Source organism: Pseudomonas sp. GW821-FHT09E12, from assembly GCF_059416085.1.
The window spans coordinates 403,837-422,555 of record NZ_JBWKOM010000006.1 but is presented as its reverse complement, the minus strand read 5'-3'; the positions used below and the strand labels follow the sequence as shown (position 1 = coordinate 422,555).

General features: G+C 59.5%; 18 protein-coding genes and 1 tRNA gene. 11 read left to right on the top strand and 8 right to left on the bottom strand.

Features of this window, described 5'->3' with window-relative positions; genetic code table 11:
• Positions 1-36: 36 nt before the first annotated feature.
• Positions 37-504 carry a flagella synthesis protein FlgN gene (locus AC07PQ_RS20255; protein ID WP_007921623.1) on the top strand — a complete coding sequence of 156 codons (468 nt, stop codon included), beginning with the start codon at positions 37-39 and terminating at the stop codon, positions 502-504.
• A 95-nt stretch (positions 505-599) separates the two neighbouring features.
• Complete coding sequence (locus tag AC07PQ_RS20250; protein ID WP_007921622.1) at positions 600-1,346, top strand: flagellar brake protein; 747 nt, start codon at positions 600-602, stop codon at positions 1,344-1,346.
• A 57-nt stretch (positions 1,347-1,403) separates the two neighbouring features.
• Here AC07PQ_RS20250 and AC07PQ_RS20245 read toward each other — a convergent pair whose 3' ends face one another.
• The gene (locus tag AC07PQ_RS20245; RefSeq protein ID WP_007921621.1) at positions 1,404-2,786 is read right to left on the bottom strand and encodes an MFS transporter; all 1,383 of its coding nucleotides are present in this window, start codon (positions 2,784-2,786) and stop codon (positions 1,404-1,406) included.
• Positions 2,787-2,856: 70 nt separating this feature from the next.
• Entirely contained in the window at positions 2,857-4,098 is a 1,242-nt protein-coding gene (locus tag AC07PQ_RS20240; RefSeq protein WP_177323775.1) for a glutamine synthetase family protein, read from the bottom strand.
• A gap of 478 nt (positions 4,099-4,576) precedes the next feature.
• Between AC07PQ_RS20240 and speB the strand changes: the two genes are divergently transcribed.
• Both speB and AC07PQ_RS20230 read left to right on the top strand, forming a co-directional pair.
• On the top strand, positions 4,577-5,533 hold the full coding sequence (speB, locus tag AC07PQ_RS20235; protein WP_493186037.1) for an agmatinase: 957 nt from the start codon (positions 4,577-4,579) through the stop codon (positions 5,531-5,533).
• Positions 5,534-5,583: 50 nt separating this feature from the next.
• Positions 5,584-6,513, top strand: coding sequence for a LysR family transcriptional regulator (locus tag AC07PQ_RS20230; protein ID WP_493186167.1), 930 nt, complete (start codon positions 5,584-5,586; stop codon positions 6,511-6,513).
• Here the strand turns inward: AC07PQ_RS20230 and AC07PQ_RS20225 are convergent.
• A complete protein-coding gene (locus tag AC07PQ_RS20225) occupies positions 6,501-7,193 on the bottom strand; it encodes a sensor histidine kinase (protein ID WP_007921615.1) in 693 nt (230 codons plus the stop codon). The two genes, AC07PQ_RS20230 and AC07PQ_RS20225, sit on opposite strands and share 13 nt — an antisense overlap.
• Positions 7,190-8,794 carry a tetratricopeptide repeat-containing response regulator gene (locus tag AC07PQ_RS20220; RefSeq protein WP_007921613.1) on the bottom strand — a complete coding sequence of 535 codons (1,605 nt, stop codon included), beginning with the start codon at positions 8,792-8,794 and terminating at the stop codon, positions 7,190-7,192. Before AC07PQ_RS20220 ends, AC07PQ_RS20225 begins: the two co-directional genes overlap by 4 nt.
• A 387-nt stretch (positions 8,795-9,181) precedes the next feature.
• Between AC07PQ_RS20220 and AC07PQ_RS20215 the strand changes: the two genes are divergently transcribed.
• From AC07PQ_RS20215 to AC07PQ_RS20200, 4 genes are all read left to right on the top strand, one after another.
• Positions 9,182-10,114: a phytanoyl-CoA dioxygenase family protein gene (locus tag AC07PQ_RS20215; protein ID WP_493186038.1), complete on the top strand. Its 933-nt coding sequence runs from the start codon at positions 9,182-9,184 to the stop codon at positions 10,112-10,114.
• Between the two features lie 77 nt (positions 10,115-10,191).
• Complete coding sequence (locus AC07PQ_RS20210; protein ID WP_493186168.1) at positions 10,192-11,760, top strand: glycosyltransferase family 61 protein; 1,569 nt, start codon at positions 10,192-10,194, stop codon at positions 11,758-11,760.
• Positions 11,757-12,155: a sugar 3,4-ketoisomerase gene (locus AC07PQ_RS20205; protein ID WP_007921600.1), complete on the top strand. Its 399-nt coding sequence runs from the start codon at positions 11,757-11,759 to the stop codon at positions 12,153-12,155. Before AC07PQ_RS20210 ends, AC07PQ_RS20205 begins: the two co-directional genes overlap by 4 nt.
• Positions 12,152-13,273, top strand: a complete 1,122-nt coding sequence (locus tag AC07PQ_RS20200) for a DegT/DnrJ/EryC1/StrS family aminotransferase (protein WP_007921599.1) — start codon at positions 12,152-12,154, stop codon at positions 13,271-13,273. The genes AC07PQ_RS20205 and AC07PQ_RS20200 overlap by 4 nt, the downstream gene beginning before the upstream one ends.
• Positions 13,274-13,292: 19 nt before the next feature.
• On the opposite strand, the gene AC07PQ_RS20195 is transcribed toward AC07PQ_RS20200, so the two are convergent.
• A complete protein-coding gene (locus AC07PQ_RS20195) occupies positions 13,293-14,471 on the bottom strand; it encodes an ankyrin repeat domain-containing protein (RefSeq protein WP_493186039.1) in 1,179 nt (392 codons plus the stop codon).
• 98 nt (positions 14,472-14,569) lie between these two features.
• Positions 14,570-14,646: transfer RNA gene (locus AC07PQ_RS20190), tRNA-Arg, on the bottom strand.
• Between the two features lie 296 nt (positions 14,647-14,942).
• On the opposite strand from AC07PQ_RS20190, the gene AC07PQ_RS20185 reads away from it, so the two are divergent.
• Positions 14,943-15,185: a hypothetical protein gene (locus tag AC07PQ_RS20185; RefSeq protein ID WP_493186040.1), complete on the top strand. Its 243-nt coding sequence runs from the start codon at positions 14,943-14,945 to the stop codon at positions 15,183-15,185.
• A gap of 25 nt (positions 15,186-15,210) precedes the next feature.
• Positions 15,211-15,390 carry a PA3371 family protein gene (locus AC07PQ_RS20180; protein ID WP_007921585.1) on the top strand — a complete coding sequence of 60 codons (180 nt, stop codon included), beginning with the start codon at positions 15,211-15,213 and terminating at the stop codon, positions 15,388-15,390.
• Here AC07PQ_RS20180 and phnN read toward each other — a convergent pair.
• Positions 15,365-15,949, bottom strand: coding sequence for a phosphonate metabolism protein/1,5-bisphosphokinase (PRPP-forming) PhnN (gene phnN, locus AC07PQ_RS20175; protein WP_493186041.1), 585 nt, complete (start codon positions 15,947-15,949; stop codon positions 15,365-15,367). The genes AC07PQ_RS20180 and phnN overlap by 26 nt on opposite strands.
• Positions 15,950-16,330: 381 nt before the next feature.
• Between phnN and AC07PQ_RS20170 the strand changes: the two genes are divergently transcribed.
• Positions 16,331-16,657, top strand: a complete 327-nt coding sequence (locus tag AC07PQ_RS20170; RefSeq protein WP_003178899.1) for an Arc family DNA-binding protein — start codon at positions 16,331-16,333, stop codon at positions 16,655-16,657.
• Between the two features lie 142 nt (positions 16,658-16,799).
• Here AC07PQ_RS20170 and mgtE read toward each other — a convergent pair whose 3' ends face one another.
• Positions 16,800-18,242: a magnesium transporter gene (gene mgtE / locus AC07PQ_RS20165; RefSeq protein WP_007921578.1), complete on the bottom strand. Its 1,443-nt coding sequence runs from the start codon at positions 18,240-18,242 to the stop codon at positions 16,800-16,802.
• Positions 18,243-18,719 lie beyond the last annotated feature (477 nt).

Genomic DNA, 18,719 nt, shown 5'->3' with positions numbered 1-18,719 from the left:
GCCAGTTTTTTGGACGCTTAAAACCCAAGGCCATACATGCACGACACTAATTTGCTGCAACTGATCACCGACGACTTTGCTCCAGCTCAACAATTGCTGGAATTGCTGCGCACCGAATCCCTAGCCCTGCACGGTCGCGACATGCCGCTGCTGGAAGAGATTCTCGCGCAGAAGCAAGCCCTGATCATTTTGCTCGAGCAGCATGGCCGCAAACGCAGCGAACTCCTCGCCAGCCTGAACCTTCCTGCCAGCCGCGCCGGCCTGGAACAGTTGGCCAGCCACTCCTCGATCGGCGACCAGTTACTGGCCCAGAGTGACGTGCTGACCCAAATGCTTGCCGATTGCCAGGCGGCGAACGAACTCAACGGTCGCTCGATCCAGGTTCAACAGGCCACCACCGCCAATCAATTGAAAATCCTCACCGGTGGCGAGCCTCCAGCCCTCTATGATGCCCGTGGCTCAACCGCCAAGCTGGCCAAGCCTCGCCCGCTTAGCCAGGCCTGACCCCAGAGATGAGCGCGCCCTATCAAGTCGCGGAACATGCTGGCAAAATGCTGGCTCTTGCGTGTAGTCGTATTTTGTCTGGAGATTGATGAACCGTGTTCAATGCCGTAAACGCAGAAGATGCGCCGCAGCCACCCAAGGTGCTGACCACCCCCTTGGAAATCAACTCCACGCTGCGCTTGCTGCAAGACAGCCATGACCCGCTGATCATCACTTTCCATGAACGCAGCCAGCGCTTTCAAAGCTATCTGGTCGAGATCGATCGTGACAGCAACATGATTGCCCTGGACGAAATGATCCCCCGCGATGGCGAACGCTTCATGCTCGCCGGCGAACCGTTTCGCGTCGAAGGCTTTCACGAAGGCGTGCGCATCGCCTGGGAAAGCAATGGCATCCCGACTATCGACGAATCCAATGGTGGGCGATGCTACCGCGGCACCCTGCCAGACGAAGTGGTCTATCACCAGCGCCGCAATGCCTTTCGCGCAGCCCTGAAGCTGGCCCAACTGGTCAACATCGAACTGGGCGGCGAAAAACTCAAGGCGCCGATCGTCGGCAAGCTGCTGGATATCTCCGCCACCGGTTGCAAGTTGCGCTTCGAGGGCGACATCTCCAGCCGCCTGCAACTGGGCCAGGTCTACGAGCGTTTTATCGCCGCCCTGCCCTTCGGCAGCATGACTGCGCCAGTGGAACTGCGTTACCTGCACCACGAAGAGAAGATCGACACGACTTTCGCCGGTGTGCGCTTTCATAACATGAGCGGCCTGGTTCAACGCCAGGTCGAGCGCTTTGTCTATCAGCTGCAACGCGAAGCCCGGCGCTTCGACAAAGACGACCTCTGAGATTCGAGCGTCGATAAAAAACGGGCAGTCCCTTGCGGGGCTGCCCGTTTTTCGTTTCTAGGGCCTGGCCCCACTGAACTGGTCCGGCCCTGGCTCATCCGGCTTCACTACCGGCTCCTCAGCCTCAACCTCATCCGTGGCCGGCGTCTCGACCGGAGGCTCGGCTTCCGGCGCGCTGGTCTGTTGCATCTGATCTTGCACCACTTGCTCATCGACCCGCGGATCGAGCGCGGCCACCAATGGCGAACTGGACATGCTGTCCGGCATCGCCACGTGATGCAGCGGCGCATCATCGACCTGATGCAGGTTGGTCACGGCTTTCGGCCGGATGCGCCAGACCAGTACCAGGGCAAAGAAACTGAAGAACGCATAGAGCATCTGGCTGCCGAACAACTTCATCAGCACCCCCGCCACCAAAGGCCCGACACTGGCCCCGACGCCATAGGTCACCAGCAGCATCGCGGTCAGCGAAACCCGCCGATCGCCTTCGACATGGTCGTTGGAGAACGCCACCGCCAGCGGGTACAGGCAGAACTGCACCAGCGAACAGAGGAACCCCAGGGCGAACAGCACCTCCAGTGGCACCTGGGGCAGAATCGCCAACGGCAAGGCCACGACTGCCAGGAAGCAGGCAAAGCAGCGAATCAGCAGGGCCCGATCATAACGGTCGGACAGCCATCCCAATGGCCACTGCACTACCAGCCCGGCAAAAATGCAGCTCCCCATGAACAGGCCAACCTGCTCGGTACTCAAGCCCTGCTGGGAGGCATACAGCGGTGCCAGACCATAGAACGAACCGACAATCAGCCCCGACCCGAGCACCGTGCTCAGCGACTGCGGAACGCGCTTGATAAAGAAGCGCGGTTCCATGGGCGCCGGATGCAAAGGCGCCGGGTGAATACGCCGGGTCATGGCCACCGGTACCAGGCACAGGGCAAAACACAGGGCCACCAGCATCAGCAACTCAAGCCCGAGGGCCGGATGCATGACCAGAATCAACTGCCCCAGGACCAGCCCCAGATACGAGGCGATCATATAGCCGCTGAACACCAGCCCGCGCTGCTTGGCATCGGCCTGCTCGTTGAGCCAGCTTTCGATGACCATGTACTGGCACATCATGCCCAGGCCGACGATCATCCGCAGCACCAGCCAGGCCGGCAACCAGTCCACCAAGCCATGCCCCAGCACCGCCGCACCGACGATCCCGGCACAGGTGGCGTACGCACGGATATGGCCGACCCGGGCAATCAGGCGGTGGCCGATTTTCCCGCCCAGCACCAGGCCGAAATAGTTGGCCGCCATCAAGGCCCCCACCCATAACCCGTCGACATGATCGGCGGCCAGGCGCAACGCCAGGTAGGTACTGAGTAAGCCCGAGCCGATCAACATCATCAGCGAGGCGAAATAAAGCGCTCGAAAGGATTTCCAGATTTGGCGCATCGGCGTTCCGAGCGGCTCCTTGAATTGAGTGTCGGGCCATCTGGACGATAGCCCGACTGCGACGGTTCGGTTAAGCCTGGGCCGCTAAGACGCGCCGCTCCCAGGGAGTTATTTCATCAAAGAAACTGGTCAACTCCATGGTCTTCGAAGCGACGTAACCTTCGACGAACTCATTGCCGAACAATTCCTTGGCCAACTGGCTACGTTTCAGACGCTCAAGAGCGGCATGCAAGGTACAAGGCAGAGATAAACTGTCCGGCACGGCAAACTCACCCTGAATCGCCGGCGTCGGTTCCAGCTCGTTTTCGATACCGTGCAAACCTGCCGCCAGGCTCGCGGCGATCGCCAGATACGGGTTGGCATCGGCACCCGGCAAGCGGTTCTCGACCCGCCGCGCCACCGGCGAACTGGCCGGAATGCGCAGGCCTGCCGCCCGATTGTCATGGGACCAGCAGGCATTGTTCGGCGACGCGTAAGGATGGCACAGGCGCTGGTAGGAATTGACGTTCGGTGCGAACAGCGCAGTGAAATCCGCCATCCCCGCCTGCAGCCCGCCAATGAAGTGGCGGAACATCGCGGTCGGCTCTCCGGCCTCATCACTGAACACGTTACGCCCGCTGGCCGACTCCACCAGGCTCTGGTGAATATGCATCGAACTGCCCGGTGTGTGCGCCAGCGGCTTGGCCATGCACACCACGGTCAGACCATGCTTGAGCGCCACTTCCTTGAGCAGGTGCTTGAACAGGAATGTCTGGTCGGCCAGCAACAGCGGATCACCGTGCAGCAGATTGATCTCGAACTGACTGACGCCCATTTCATGCATGAAGGTATCGCGCGGCAAGCCCAATGCCGCCATGCAGGCATAGACCTCACTGAAGAACGGCCGCAAACCGTTGTTGGAACTGACGCTGAACGCCGAATGCCCATCCTCGCGACGACCGTCCAGGCCAAGGGGCGGTTGGAAAGGTTGGGTCGGGTCGGTATTGGGAGCAAACACGAAAAACTCCAGCTCGGTCGCCACCACCGGCGCCAGGCCGTGAGCGGCGTACCGCGCGATGACCTCTTTGAGCTGGCCCCGGGTGGAAAGACGCGAGCTTTCACCGCTCAGCTCGTCCGCATCGCAAATCGCCAGCGCACGCGGCTGCGAACTCCAGGGCAGGCGATGAATCTGTTGCGGGTCGGCAGTGAGCGCCAGGTCGCCGTCGTCACTGCCGTAAAAACGCGCGGGTGGATAACCCCCCATGATGCATTGCAACAGCACCCCACGGGCCATCTGCAGACGCCGCCCTTCGAGGAACCCCTCGGCGGTCATCACCTTGCCCCGTGGCACGCCGTTCAGATCCGGAGTGACACATTCAATCTCGTCAATGCCCGTCAATCGCTGAGCGAGTGAACTGCGGCCATCGGTTGTCATGACTCAATCCTTGTTGTTGTACGAGCCGAGAACGGCGACCCGTACAAAATAGGCTCCGGCTGTTCGGAATATCAAGCAGGGACACTCGAAATACCCGGATAAACAACCATCATCCGGCATGCCTTCGCAAGGAGCGCTCTCAAGGAACTTGTCACAAAACACAAGCCAGCTTGCCGAGCTGATGATTTATCGGCCTGCCACGCCCGCCCTATGATTTTTTCGCCCCCGCCAACTCGCTTGGCCGGGCTCGGCTGGTGAGGCATGCGCAAGGCCCCTGCTGACCAGCCCGACCGTCGCGCCGTCCATCGAAACCCATTGACAGCGCTTACCCAGGGAGCAGCCACATGCCGCTCCCATTCGCCACAGGAGCTCCACCATGCCCAATGATTTTCCCCAACCCGTGGACGCAGCGCTGGTGCCACGCTTCGCCGGGATTCCGAGCTTCATGCGCCTGCCGGTCTTTGATGACCCGGCCCAGGTGCAGATCGCCCTGGTCGGAGTGCCCTGGGACGGCGGCACCACCAACCGCGCCGGCGCCAGGCATGGCCCGCGAGAAGTGCGCAACCTCTCCAGCCTGATGCGCAAGGTGCACCATGTCAGCCGTATCGCCCCCTATGACCTGGTGCGCATCGGCGATCTCGGCGACGCTCCCGTCAACCCCATCGACCTGCTGGACTCGCTGTCGCGCATAGAAGCCTTTTTCCGCGACTTGCACGAAGCCGGTGCCGTGCCCCTGGCCGTTGGCGGCGACCATCTGGTGACCTTGCCGATCTTTCGCGCCCTGGCCCGCCAGCGGCCAATCGGCATGGTGCATTTCGACGCTCACTCCGATACCAACGACCGCTATTTCGGCAACAATCCCTACACTCACGGCACACCGTTCCGTCGTGCCGTGGAGGAAGGCCTGCTGGACCCGCGACGCACCGTGCAGATCGGTATCCGTGGCTCGGTCTATTCGGCCGATGACGAGGCCTTCGCTGCCGAGACCGGCATCCGCGTGATCCATATGGAAGAGTTTGCCGAGATCGGCGTCGCCGCCACCCTGGCCGAGGTCCGACGCGTGGTCGGTGAAGGCCCGACCTATGTCAGCTTCGATGTCGACGTGCTGGATCCGGCCTTCGCCCCCGGCACCGGTACCCCGGAAATAGGCGGTATGACCACCCTGGAGGCCCAGCAGTTGATCCGTGGCCTGCGCGGCCTGAACCTGATCGGAGCCGATGTGGTGGAAGTGTCGCCGCCCTTCGACGTCGGCGGCGCCACGGCGCTGGTAGGGGCGACCATGATGTTCGAGCTGATGTGCCTGCTGGCCGAATCCATCGCCTCTCGCCGCTGACTCGCAGATCCGCACCGGTGTAGGCTTTGCCCATCCCCTTGCCGCGCCTGATGGAGGCCAATGTGCTGGGCAGCCTATCCGATATCGACCTGCGCATGCTGCGGGTCTTTTGCACCATAGTCGACGCCGGCGGCTTCACCGCGGCTCAGGCCAGGCTCAATACCAGCCTGTCGCGCCTGAGCGTGGTGGTACGCGATCTCGAGGAGCGCCTGGGCTGCTCGCTGTGCCGACGTGGTAGCAGTGGCTTCCAATTGACCGAGGAAGGCCTGGAACTGTTCGATGCTGCGCAGTTGCTGTTTCGCGACATCGAGCGCTTTCGGCAGCAGGCCAACCAACTCGGCGGGCCGGCACGCGACCACCTGCAGATCGGCAATGTCGACAGCATGCTCAGCCTGTCCTATGCGCCATTGCCCCTGGCCATCAACCTGTTCCGCCAGCGCCTGCCGGAAGTCCGCCTGGGCCTGCACATACTGCGTCCCGACGAGCTTGAACAGGCCGTGCTCGACGAGCGCCTGCACCTGGCCATCGGAGCCTTCCACCACCAGCTCTCCGGGCTGCGCTACCAGCCGCTGTTCGAGGAGGAACAAAACCTCTATTGCGCTGCTGGGCACCCGCTGTTTCAACGCAGCGACACTGACCTGACCCTGGAAGAAATATGCAACACACCCTATGTCGGCCGTGGCTACATGGCTGAGAACCAACGCCCCCATGGCCTGTATTTTTTGCAGAGCGCCACCGTCTACACCATGGAAGCGATTGCCACCCTGGTGTTTTCCGACAGCTATCTGGGTTACCTGCCCAGCCACTATGCCGCCAACTGGGTGGCCAGGGGCCAAATGCGCGCCCTGTTACCGCAGCGCCTGGCCTATCGTTCGACCTTTCACTGCATCACCCGTCAGGGTCAGGAGTCGAAAGCCGCCCTGACCTGCTTTCTACAGGCCCTGGAGCAAGCGCAACAGCAGCTGGCTCAGGGCAGGTAGAGACTGAACACACCGCCGCCCAAAGGCCCGCCGTTGCGAATCTCGGTACGTCCGCAGACACCGTTGCGCTGATGCAGCGCGGCAATGCGCCCGGCGAAGTACAACCCCAGGCCGGTGCTGCCGCTACTGTGATTGATGCCTTGCACGTAGTCGGCCTGGTTATCGATCATCGGCTGCGGATAACCCTCGCCATCGTCATTGATGGTCAGCACCGTCTGCCCACCTTCATCGTGCACGCTGACCAGCAACGCATGGCGCGCATAACGAATGGCGTTGTTGATGCAGTTGTCCAGCACCGAGGCGATCAATTCCCGATCGAAGAACCCCAGTGGGGTCAAGGGATCGACTTCATAGGTCGCGGCAATGCCACGACTGGCGAACACATCCTGATGGCTGACCAGTTGCGCCTCGATGAAGTCATCCAGTTCGTGGTAACCCGGCTGCACCGGCAACTGGTTGACCCCCAGTTTGTAGAGCCCCAGCAGTTGCACCAGCATGCCGTTGAGATGGGCAAACTCGAACTCCATCACGCCCTGCTCCAGCGTGCCCTGGTGCGCCTGCGGCAGTGCCGCCAGCCACTGGGCATGGGCCTGCATGAGCAGGGTCAGGGAGTTCTTCATGTCGTGCACGGTAGAGGCGATCACCGTGGAAAAGTCGAGAGCCTGTTCGTGGGTATTCATTCGCCAAACGCCTTGCTTCGCAGCTTCTGATAACGCGGATAACGCGCGTCGGTATCGGGCATCAGGCCGACCATTTTCAGGCAGGTCCGGCACTCATCCAGCAGTGCCGTGTCCTGGGTGATGTCGGTGCCGTGCAATAGCGACTGCGCCATGTTCAGGGCAATACTGATGTTCTTCGGTTGCATGGCCAGGGCCCGACGGAACAGATCCCGGGCTTCGCCCAACGCGCCGGCCTTGTAGCTGCGCACGCCTTGACGGTTCATGTCCGCCGCCGCGTTGGCGGAGTTGAGGATCGCCGGGTCATCGGTGAGCTTGGCAATACCTTCCATCACCTTCGGGTCGTCGCCGTAGATTTCCGCACAGTTTTTCAGCATCGATGCACCGGCATCGGCCTGTCCCAGCATCTGCAGTTGCTTGGCCACCAGCAACGCCGCTTCCGGGCTCATGAACTGCTCCATCCCGTCCAGACGCAGCATCGCCTGCTCGGTGAGTTTTTCCGCCGTTTCAGCATCGTTGAGCAACAGGCTGGTGGCCTTCATCAGGCGCGCGCGAATCTGCAGCCCCGGATCGCTGGGGTTTTCCTTGGCCACCGCACTCAGGGTGCTGTTGATTTCCAGGCGCGTACGGGTATCCAGGCCCCTCTCGCTGCCCTTGCTGATCAACGCATGGGCCAGGCCAAGGTTGCTTTCCGGATCCTTGAAACGCGATTGCGCGCCTTGCGACACCGCCTGGCGATACGCCTTGGATGCGGTCTCGAAGTCTTCGTTGGTCATCGCCAGCTTGCCCAGCAGCGCTTGCCGGCGCACGGCCAGCGGCGACAGGCGCACCGCCTCCTCCAGCACACTCTGGGCGCGCTTGGAATCACCCTCGGCGAGCAGCACATCGGCCATGCCATCGTAGAGCGCCGGCATCATCGGAAAGGCCTTCAAGGCCTTTTCATAGATGGCCTTGGCCTGGGTCACCTGGCCACGCTTGAACAGCAGACGCCCCAGGCCGACATAGGCCCACGGCAACGGGCGATCCGCCAGGATGCTCTCGTACAACCGCTCCAGCGCCTCGTTCTGATTCATGTCACGCAAGGCATCGGCCCGGTAGCGCAGGCACAACGGCGCATAACGCGGATCCTGCTTGCACAGGGCGATGCAGGCATTGAGCACCTCGAGCGGCTTGCCGCGATCGAGCGCCTGCAGGATCGGCTTGAGCAACGACTTGCGCTGCTGCAGCCGCTCCAGCCGCTGGGCCAGGCTGGAGCGGTTGAAAGGCTTGGTCAGATAGGCGTCCGGCTCGTGCTCGAGGGCGCTGAGCACCATCGACTGGCTGGTCTCGGCGGTGACCATGAGAAACACGCTTTCATGGCTGATCAGCTTGTCGGTCATCAGGTCTTCGAGCACCTGCTGACCATTCTTCTTGCCGTCGCCCAGGTGGTAATCCTGCAGGATGAAGTCATAACGCTTTTGCGCGCACATGCGCAGCGCCTGCTCGCCTGTATCGGCAGTGTCTACGTCCTTGACGCCCAGCTCACGCAGCATGGACCGGACAGAACTGCGAAAATCCGAGAAATCATCGACGATCAAAAAGCTTTTTTGGTGGTACGCCAGCATCGAAGATTCCAGACCCGTAAAAAAGATGAAGCCCGCGGCAACAGCAGGACACGCTCAAGGTCGTCACCCTTGTTGCCCCCGGACAACGATAATGGCCACAGGCCATCAATGCATTCTACATCAACCCACAATGGCGCCCGCCCGCTCTCGCCGGACACTCGGTCCATGGCCCCGCCATTTGACCTGCAACAACATCCATGGGGTTATCGGCCGATTCTGGCGTTCCCTTATAGATAGTTGCCAAAAGCATTCGATATCCTTGCTCGCGCCGCCCGCCAGCTCCGATTGCGGCAAACTCCATCGGGAATATCAGCCGCGCGGCATCAACTTTAAGCCAGCCACGCCGATACCTTGCAGACAGACAGCAACAGTCAAAACGAGCGCAACATGCAAACCTGTATCCAAAACCTCATCGACCAGGGCGCCCATATCTTCGGCGAGATCCTGGACGCTGACCGCACGCAGGCGCTGTACCGCGAAATGATCGCCGCACGGGCCTTCGGGGCCAAGCTGTTCATGGACGAGGCTGAATACCTGGCCCAGGAAAACCACCTCAACGCCAACCCGAACAAGACCTTCAACTTCCTCAATGGCTTCGAGTCGCAATTGCAGTTCATCGAGCAGGATCCGCGCCTCACTGCGGTCCTCGATGAAGTGCTCGGCGCCGACTATGAGGTAGTGATCAAGAAAGCGGTGTGCGGCGTACCGGATTCGTGGCTGCCGGACTGGGTGCGGGAAAAGATCCGCGATGTGAATGTGGCGAACCTGGGGCCCTATATCAAAAAACCCTTTCGCGACATCACCTACTTTCGCGGGATCGACTTCCACCAGGACATCATCGATTGGCCCCAGGGCCGGGTGGAACTCGACCCCTCGACCTTTCTGACCCTGTATGTGTACCTGCACGACGTCACCGAAAACGACTCGCCCCTGCACCTGATGCCCGGCACTCACCGCTTTGGTGCCACGCTGTTCCCTCATCAGTTGGAACATCAGGAGCACGACCAATGGACCTACGCCGACGATCAGGGGCAGCAGATGGCCTGCCAGGATTACCGGCTGACAGGCGGGCCGGGTTACGTCGGGCTCTGGCACAACTGCACCTTGCACGGTACGCGGCCAGTAGCCAACGAGTCAGAGCAGTTCCGCCTGTCGCTGCGCTACCTGCTGGGCAAGTCCCGGAGTAACACCGGCAAGACCGCGATTGATACCATCAACGCCGCAATCCAGGGCGAGCTGCAACCGATAAGGACCCGACGCGACCTGAACGCCAAGGGTATCGCCCAGATCAAGGGCAACATCATCAATAACAATGGCTAGCGTCACCGCCTTTACCGAGCGGGCGAACCGCTCGGGTGACGATCTACCACCGGCAGCACCAGCAAGACGAGGTCAATGTGTCGACAGGGTTTGGACAAAAAGCGCGGGTGCTGATATTCGGCACCGGCGCCGGCGGGGTCAACTTCTACAAGTACAACCGCCGCCGCTACCGGGTGATCGGCTTCGTCGATAACAATCAGCAGAAGCAGGGCCAGCGCCTGTTCGGCAAGTTGATCCACGCGCCTCAACAATTGAGTTCGCTGGCTTTCGACAAGATCATCATCGCCAGTGATTACTACCGCGAGATCCATCCGCAGCTCACTGAGAAGCTGGCCATCAACGAGCAAAAAGTCGAAGTGTTCCATGGCGCGCAGATCAGCTCGCAGCTCCCATGGTTCCAGCGTATTGGCAAACGCCTCGAGCAACTGGGCTATGAACGACTGTGCAGAAAGCCGGGACTGATCAGCGACCTGCTGTATCGACTGTTTTTTCGACGCCAGGATACCCGGCGCCTGGCCTTGCGCTGGCTGGATGAAAGCGACGAGCACAAGGTCCATGTGTTTCGCCCGAGCCAACCGGGCACCAGCCAGCCCCCACGGTTCCTCCATCAATCGACACCAGCGATCACCCTGGCGTTACCCGAGATCGCCCTGTATCACTTCCGGCAGGGACAAGTCTGCTCGGTGTCCCGTTCGGTGATACTGCCCGGCGGGCAATTGGTGCTGGAGCGAGTGCCCACGGCGAAATCCCTGCAGGCCGACTATAGTGCCGCGCACCTGCTCTACCATGGCCAGCGCCTGGCCCTGGTCAGGACCGGCACACCTGTAGAGCTGGAAAAAGGCCTGCTGATCAGCGGCTGCAACGAGCAGAACTATTACCACTGGACAGTAGAAGTCTTGTCGCAACTGCAATTCGTGGCCGAACTGCCGCCGCAATATGCGGACTATCCTCTGCTGATCTCCAAGAGCAGCCAGAACATTCCTTCGATCAAGGCCCTGATCGAGGCGATCGGCGTTGGCCGCCCGCTGGTGCTCCTGGACAACATCACCAGCTATCAGGTGGCCGACCTGCTGCTGATCAGTGCTCCGAACAATATGATCCCGAACTTCAAAGGCGCGGCACAGAACAGTGCCAGCAGCGGCTTCGTCCGCCCGGAGTCGATCCATTTCCTGCGGGAAAAGGCGCTGCATCTGGCCCATGACATTCCCATCGGCGAACTCCCCAAACGAGTATTCCTGGCCCGCAAAGGCTTTCTCCGGCACTACAACCAGGCCGAGATCCTCAAGCTGCTGGAACCCTATGGGTTTACCTGCGTGTACATGGAAGAACAGGACATCAACCATCAGGTGGCGATCATGGCCAATGCCGAAGTCATAGTCGGCCCCACCGGCGCAGCCTGGACCAATCTGATTTTCGCCTCGAAAAACGCCCGCGCACTGTGCTGGATGGCCGAGGAATACGCAGAGCTGTCGTGCTTTTCCAACCTGGCGGCGGTCGTCGGCGTGGAAATGGACTACATCGCTTACCGGGTAGGCTCGACCGACTCCCGAGAACTGTATTACCGGAATTATCGGGTCGACGCCAAGAGCGTTGAAAACTGGCTGCAACAGCATTTGTCGAAACGGCTCGAAGGGGAGACGCGATGAAAATTCACATTCTGCCGCTGCAGACCCACGGCGATGACCGTGGTTCGCTGATCGCCCTGGAAGAAGGGAAAAACATCCCCTTCCCGGTGAAGCGGGTGTACTACATGTTCAATACCGGTGAAGGGGTTCGCCGCGGCTACCACGCCCACAAGACCCTCAAACAGGTGGCCATCGCCGTACGCGGCTCGTGCCGTTTTCTGCTGGACGACGGTCGGGAAAAAATCGACATCACCCTGGACAATCCTTGCCAGGGCCTGCTGATCGAATCCTTTATCTGGCGTGAGATGTATGACTTCTCTCCAGACTGTGTGCTGATGGTCCTGGCCGATCAACTCTACGAAGAAGGCGACTATGTTCGAGACTATGCCCAGTTCATGGACATGCTCGGACAATGACCCAAATGATGAATATTCCGTTTTTGGATCTGAAAGGCATCAATCACGAATATGCCGATCAGCTCAAAGCCGCTTGCAGCCGTGTGATCGACTCCGGCTGGTACCTGATGGGGCGTGAGCTTGAGCAATTCGAGGCCGCGTTCGCCGATTACTGCGGCAGCCGGCATGCCATCGGCGTCGCTAACGGCCTGGATGCTCTGACCCTGATCCTGCGCGCCTGGAAAGAGCAAGGCCGGCTGCAGGCCGGTGATGAAGTGATAGTGCAGAGCAATACCTTTATCGCCACCATCTCGGCCATTCTGGAAAACGATCTGGCGCCGATCCTGGTAGATGTCGACCCTGCCACCCACAATCTGGAGATCGAAGCCGTCGAACGGGCCATCTCGGAAAAAACCCGGGTGATCCTGCCGGTGCATCTTTATGGGCAGCTGTCGCCGATGCCGCAGATCATGGCGCTGGCCCACAAGCATGGCCTGCTGGTGCTCGAAGATGCCGCTCAGGCCCATGGCGCCGAGCTGGCCGGGCGCAAGGCCGGCAACTGGGGCGATGCCGCGGCGTTCAGCTTCTACCCCGGGAAGAACCTCGGAGCCCTGGGCGACGGCGGAGCCATCACTACCAACGACGCCGAGCTGGCAACCCTGGTCCGGGCGCTGGGCAACTACGGTTCGCGCGTCAAATACCAGCACGATCATCAGGGGGTGAACAGCCGCCTCGATGAAATCCAGGCCGCGATGCTGGGAGTGAAGCTGGCGCATCTGGACAACGATACTGCCCGTCGACGCAGCATCGCCCACTACTACGGCGAACACATCCGGCACCCGGGAATCACCCTGCCCTCGGTGACGACTGCGAGCGCCCATGTCTGGCACCTGTATGTCATTACCTGCCCATGGCGCGATCAGCTGAAGGCGCATCTGGCCGAGCGTGGCATCCAATGCCTGGTTCACTACCCACTGGCGATCACCGAGCAGCGGGCCTACCGCGATCTGGCCAGGACCTCCCAGGCATCCCGGGCGCCGCTGCATGACTCGATCCTGTCATTGCCGATCTACCCGACATTGGACCTGGAACAACAGCAACACATTGTCACCGCCATCAACCAGTTCACCGCCCACTGATGCGCCTGTTGCGAGGTGCCTAGAAAGCACCTCGCAACTGAGCAAACTGCTCGTCAGTCACATAGTCGGCGAGTGCCCGACCGCAATGGTCGGCAGCCTCCAGCCTAGCGCCCTTGCGCAACAACAACGGAAAGGTTCTACGACAACGCCCGGCCAGGTAGGCATCCTTGGCATACATCAAGGGCGTCGTGCCTTTGTTGTTGGACCGCTCCGGGTCGGCACCTTGCTGCAATAGCCAGTCAACCACCTCATAGGCACCCGCATAACTGGCGACGATCAGCGGCGTCCAGCCTTGCGAGTTGGCATCGTTGTAACCGGCAATATTGGCCTGCAGTGCCACCACTGCCTCCAGATCGCCTCGTTCACAAGCCTTGAGCATCTCCGGCAACCGATCAAAATTCAGCCGGACGTCATAGTCGATGGTGCAGAGCTCGACATAATCGTCAGTTGTGCTGATCAGGGTCCCGGCCTTGAATTGCGAACGCCCAGGCAGAATCGTCGCCGAGACCACCGGTTTCCCATCCCAGCGCAAGAATTGATATTCACGAAAGGCGAACGCCCTGATCTGGTTGCGTAGCGCCCAGGCCGTCGACAGCGGATCGATCTTCAACGCCCCATAGTCGATGGCGTCCTTTGAAAAGTAGCTGGATCCCGCCGCACTCTGTGGCTGCGCTCTGACGCCATCATCGACCAGCCTGGCAAACCACTGCTCCAGCAACTGGCCGGCATGCTGGTTAAAGGCGAAATAGAGATCGCGGCAGGTCCACCAGGACGGGATTGGGAATACCTGTTGCGCGACGATGTCCCCGGTATCGATACCCCGGTCGATGAAATGCAGGGTCACGCCCGCCTCGGCCCTGGACTCCAGCAACGGCCAGACCGAGGTAAACATACCCTTGTATTCGGGCAGCCTCGAGAAATGAATATTGAACACACGACTGATAGAGAAGCGCCCAGGCACGACGATCCGGTCGAACTCCAGGGAAATGAACGCGATGGACGCGACTTCATAAGCCGCCTCCAGGCTGATCTCACGCACACCATACTTTTGCGCGGCCGCCCGCAACGAACGTTGCCAACCATCGACGCCTGTATCGTTACGGTTGCAGACCACGGCAATTTCGTCGGGCGAAAATTGTCGCAGAGCCCGCTCCAGGCCAAATACCGAAATATTGTTTTTTCCAGCAATGACAATCATGGGTGACTCCACAGCATCGAGAACTGCGTGTACCAAACGTAGCCGTTACCAGGAAATAAAGACGAAAACCACGTTTGGCCTGAAAGCCCGGAAATAGATGGTGTCCCAGGGCAGGTTCGAACTGCCAACCTTCCCCTTAGGAGGGGGATGCTCTATCCAATTGAGCTACTGGGACAAATTGACCACCGCGTGTACTCCACGGCGCAAAGGACGGCGTGCATGTTAACGGTCAGCCCTGCTTTTGTCATGTTGTGAGTAGGGCTTTTTAACCGGTGGCGGCCTCTGATCATCAGGCAACTTGCCAGAGCCGCCGTGCAAATTGCATCACTGCAAAAAGCCATCATTGCAGAATGCAATCCGCCATCGTCTAAAAACCCTATCAAATCATTGTTTTTAAAGGGTTTATTAGAGGTTAGACTCTTGGCATGAGCGCTGCTTCCTCTCTATGAAAGAACAGTGGAGATCAAGCCCATGAACAGCGCCCTTCTTCTATCGAATGCCATTGCCATCGCCGTACTGGTGGTCTTCCACTTTCAGCCTGATGGCCGCGCGGATCAGAGCCCCCAGTACAAGGCCCACTACGTGCAACACCAGGCCCCGCAATTGGCTGTGATAAGCAGCGCATCGGAGAATCCTGGCATCGCACAGGTCGCCGATGCCCCAGAAGCCGTTGTTCTACCTGCCAACCCAAGACCCGAAAGCTGGGTATTTTGAATATCACCCCATCAGGAGCCTGTTAATGTCCCGACTTGCCAAAGGCCTTCTCATCCTGGCAGTACTCAGTGCCACACTGGGTTGCTTCACCACTGAAAATACCCTGGGTGATGCGCTCTTGGTTGCCTGTGGTGTTTTTTCCGGCCTGTTCCTGCTGGCGCTGGTGTTGGGACGTAAGATCAAGTTCGACCCTGTATTGCGCTGATCCCCTGCGATCTCAATAGCTTCAGAAAACGCTCAAGCGTCACGGACAGCTCGCTCGAGTTGTCCAGAAAAAACACGGACTCTCCCAGCACGGGCCCGCCCTCAGCGGAAAAAAGAGCGCTTCTCTCGAGTCTCGCCTCGATCTGCGCCGCACTTTCGCGACCGCGGTTCATCAGTCTTTGCCGCAGCACGTCGATATCCACCGTTAACAGAATCGCCAAAAGCTCCGGATAACGCTGGCGAGCCTGATCCAGGTGAGCCCTGGAGCCATTGATCAGGACATGACGCCCACTGGCCAGCCATTCGTCGATCTGCACGGGAATTCCGTAGGCCAGGCCATTGGCCCGCCAGCACAAGGCAAAGGCGCCCTGCCGCTCAAGACGCTCGAACTCGTCAGCACTTACCCCATGGGCCGCCTCCCCCACGGATTCCGCGGAACGGGTGATCACCCGCCGCACCATATCACAGCCGAGTTGCGCCAAAGGACGGCGCGCAGCCTCGATCAGGCTGTCCTTTCCCGATCCGGAAGGTCCCATCAAATAAATCAGTCTGCCTGGCATTTGAAGACTCCATGGCGCTCGCAGCCTAGTAAATCGGCAATTTGCCACTATCCTGTACAAGGTAGGAAACAATGATCGGATCCGCATGCATGCCCGTCTGGCGACGCACAAGCGCACCACCATCGGACATCAGGACGCGGGCAGATAGGCGGACCAGGCAATCTTTTCAAACCAGTCCGCATTTCTGATAATTGGTGCTGGCATAACGCCTTTACCCAGTTCAATATTTGTCACAGAATTGACGCCAAGGATCTGGCTACTTTGAGGCATGATGCGGGCCTCTTAACAATTCAGGTTGAACATTTGGCAGCAACGCTTGTCCTAACTGACATCCCGCGGCCAATTCCGAGAACCGCTCCCCTGAACTAACCGGTTAAATATATGCGCCCATTGAAACAGGCAATTTATTCCAGCCGTACGGCTGACAAGTTCGTCGTACGTCTACCCGACGGGATGCGTGAACGCATTGCCGAGGTGGCTCGCAATCATCACCGCAGCATGAACTCCGAAATCATCGCGCGCCTGGAACAGAGTCTTATTCAGGAAGGCGCCTTGGGTGAAGAGTTGAGCATGCGCCTGGACAGCCCAGAACTCTCCTTGCATGAACGCGAACTGCTTCAACGTTTCCGTCAACTTTCCCACCGCCAGCAGAACGCTCTTGTTTCGCTGATCGCCCATGACGCCGAAATGGCCGCAGACGCTTCCTGATTCGACCTCGAAAGCTAGAGCCAGCCTTGTGCTGGCTTTTTTTTGCGCGAAATTTGCTGCTCGAACGCTACAAACACAGAAGCCTGGATGGCAAGGGGATGGAGAAAACGATACAGCCCCATTAGAGGGGCTGCATACGGGATCAAAGCAGGAAGATGGTGGCCAGCCCAAGGAAGATGAAGAAGCCGCCACTGTCGGTCATGGCCGTGATCATGACGCTGGCCCCCATGGCCGGGTCGCGCCCCAGGCGCGCCAGCGTCATCGGAATCAGAACCCCCATCAGCGCCGCCAGCAACAGGTTGAGCGTCATGGCCGCCGTCATCACCACACCTAACGACCAACTGCCGTAGAGCAGGTAAGCCACCACGCCAATGACTCCGCCCCAGACCAGGCCGTTGATCAAGGCTACCGCCAGCTCCTTGCGCATCAGACGCGAGGTATTGCCGGTGCTGACCTGGTCCAGCGCCATGGCGCGAACGATCATGGTGATGGTCTGGTTACCCGAGTTGCCGCCAATACCCGCCACGATCGGCATCAGGGCCGCCAGGGCCACCAGCTTTTCGATGGAGCCCTCAAACAGACCGATCACTCGCGAAGCGACAAATGCGGTGATCAGGTTGATTGCCAGCCAGGCCCAGCGGTTGCGCAGGGAACGCCAGACCGAGGCAAAAATATCTTCTTCTTCACGCAGACCGGCCATGTTGAGGACTTCGGTCTCGCTCTCCTCACGAATCAGGTCGACCATTTCATCGATGGTCAGACGGCCGATCAATTTGCCGTTCTTGTCGACCACCGGCGCCGAGATCAAGTCGTAGCGCTCGAATGCCTGCGCAGCGTCGTAGGCATCTTCGTCCGGATGGAAACTTACCGGGTCGCTGGCCATGACTTCCGAAACCTGTTTCTCCGGATCATTCACCAGCAACCGCTTGATGGGCAGCACACCTTTGAGCACACCGTCATAGTCGACGACGAACAGCTTGTCGGTATGGCCTGGCAACTCTTTGAGGCGACGCAGATAACGCAGAACCACTTCAAGGCTGACATCCTCACGGATGGTCACCATCTCGAAGTCCATCAACGCACCGACCTGCTCCTCGTCATACGACAAGGCGGAGCGAACGCGCTCGCGCTGCTGGCCGTCCAACGCCTCCATCAGCTCATGGACAACGTCTCGCGGCAGCTCGGGAGCCAGGTCAGCAAGTTCGTCGGCGTCCATCTCCTTGGCAGCAGCCAGGAGCTCATGATCGTCCATGTCGGCGATCAGGGTTTCACGTACGGAATCGGATACTTCGAGCAGGATGTCGCCGTCACGCTCAGCCTTGACCAACTGCCAGACAGTCAGACGCTCGTCGAGCGGCAAGGCTTCAAGGATGTAGGCAACGTCGGCAGAGTGCAGATCGTCGAGCTTGCGTTGCAGCTCGACAAGGTTTTGCCGGTGGACCAGGTTCTCGACCCGATCCTGATGATGACCTTCCTGACGATGAGTCAGGTCTTCGACCACCCGTTGGCGCTGCAGCAGCTCAACGACTTGAGCGAGGCGATCCTGCAGACTGTCTTGTGTTTTCTTTACTTCTACTTCGGTCATAGGCGAACTCCACTCCCAGCAGAGGAGCACGCCGGAAGGATCAATCAGTCAATTCATGATTGTAAAAACGGGATACTGAGTAACTACTGGGTAAGTCCATGGAGGTATTCCACAAGCCCCGGCGGGGCTGACGGGCGCAATCATACACCGCTTGACGGCTTTAAACGTTAAAAAATCATGGCAAGAACAAGCGCTTGCGGCGCAAAGCTGAAGAAGCGCTGAATCTATAAAGCTGCGACGCACCATCCGAAAAAGAAAACACACCCCAGACGAAAAAACTGCGCCCGGAACTCGCTCCCGTTATCGATTCACAATTGCCGGGAGCCTTCGAAAGGCCACATCAAAAGGACAGGCACACGCTGAATACGACGCCAGAATGATTGCGACGTTCAAACAGAGGAACCAATAAAGAAGGGAGAAAACCCAAACGGCAGAAAGCAAAAAGCCCGCAATAAATGCGGGCTTCTTGGTATATGG

Bases quoted from the DNA above. Each gene is read 5' to 3' on its own strand.
- AC07PQ_RS20255 (WP_007921623.1), top strand. From the start codon at position 37: ATGCACGACACTAATTTGCTGCAACTGATCACCGACGACTTTGCTCCA.
- AC07PQ_RS20245 (WP_007921621.1), bottom strand. From the start codon at position 2,786: ATGCGCCAAATCTGGAAATCCTTTCGAGCGCTTTATTTCGCCTCGCTG.
- AC07PQ_RS20240 (WP_177323775.1), bottom strand. From the start codon at position 4,098: ATGACCGCCGAGGGGTTCCTCGAAGGGCGGCGTCTGCAGATGGCCCGT.
- speB (WP_493186037.1), top strand. From the start codon at position 4,577: ATGCCCAATGATTTTCCCCAACCCGTGGACGCAGCGCTGGTGCCACGC.
- AC07PQ_RS20230 (WP_493186167.1), top strand. From the start codon at position 5,584: ATGGAGGCCAATGTGCTGGGCAGCCTATCCGATATCGACCTGCGCATG.
- AC07PQ_RS20225 (WP_007921615.1), bottom strand. From the start codon at position 7,193: ATGAATACCCACGAACAGGCTCTCGACTTTTCCACGGTGATCGCCTCT.
- AC07PQ_RS20220 (WP_007921613.1), bottom strand. From the start codon at position 8,794: ATGCTGGCGTACCACCAAAAAAGCTTTTTGATCGTCGATGATTTCTCG.
- AC07PQ_RS20215 (WP_493186038.1), top strand. From the start codon at position 9,182: ATGCAAACCTGTATCCAAAACCTCATCGACCAGGGCGCCCATATCTTC.
- AC07PQ_RS20205 (WP_007921600.1), top strand. From the start codon at position 11,757: ATGAAAATTCACATTCTGCCGCTGCAGACCCACGGCGATGACCGTGGT.
- AC07PQ_RS20200 (WP_007921599.1), top strand. From the start codon at position 12,152: ATGACCCAAATGATGAATATTCCGTTTTTGGATCTGAAAGGCATCAAT.
- AC07PQ_RS20195 (WP_493186039.1), bottom strand. From the start codon at position 14,471: ATGATTGTCATTGCTGGAAAAAACAATATTTCGGTATTTGGCCTGGAG.
- AC07PQ_RS20185 (WP_493186040.1), top strand. From the start codon at position 14,943: ATGAACAGCGCCCTTCTTCTATCGAATGCCATTGCCATCGCCGTACTG.
- AC07PQ_RS20180 (WP_007921585.1), top strand. From the start codon at position 15,211: ATGTCCCGACTTGCCAAAGGCCTTCTCATCCTGGCAGTACTCAGTGCC.
- phnN (WP_493186041.1), bottom strand. From the start codon at position 15,949: ATGCCAGGCAGACTGATTTATTTGATGGGACCTTCCGGATCGGGAAAG.
- AC07PQ_RS20170 (WP_003178899.1), top strand. From the start codon at position 16,331: ATGCGCCCATTGAAACAGGCAATTTATTCCAGCCGTACGGCTGACAAG.
- mgtE (WP_007921578.1), bottom strand. From the start codon at position 18,242: ATGACCGAAGTAGAAGTAAAGAAAACACAAGACAGTCTGCAGGATCGC.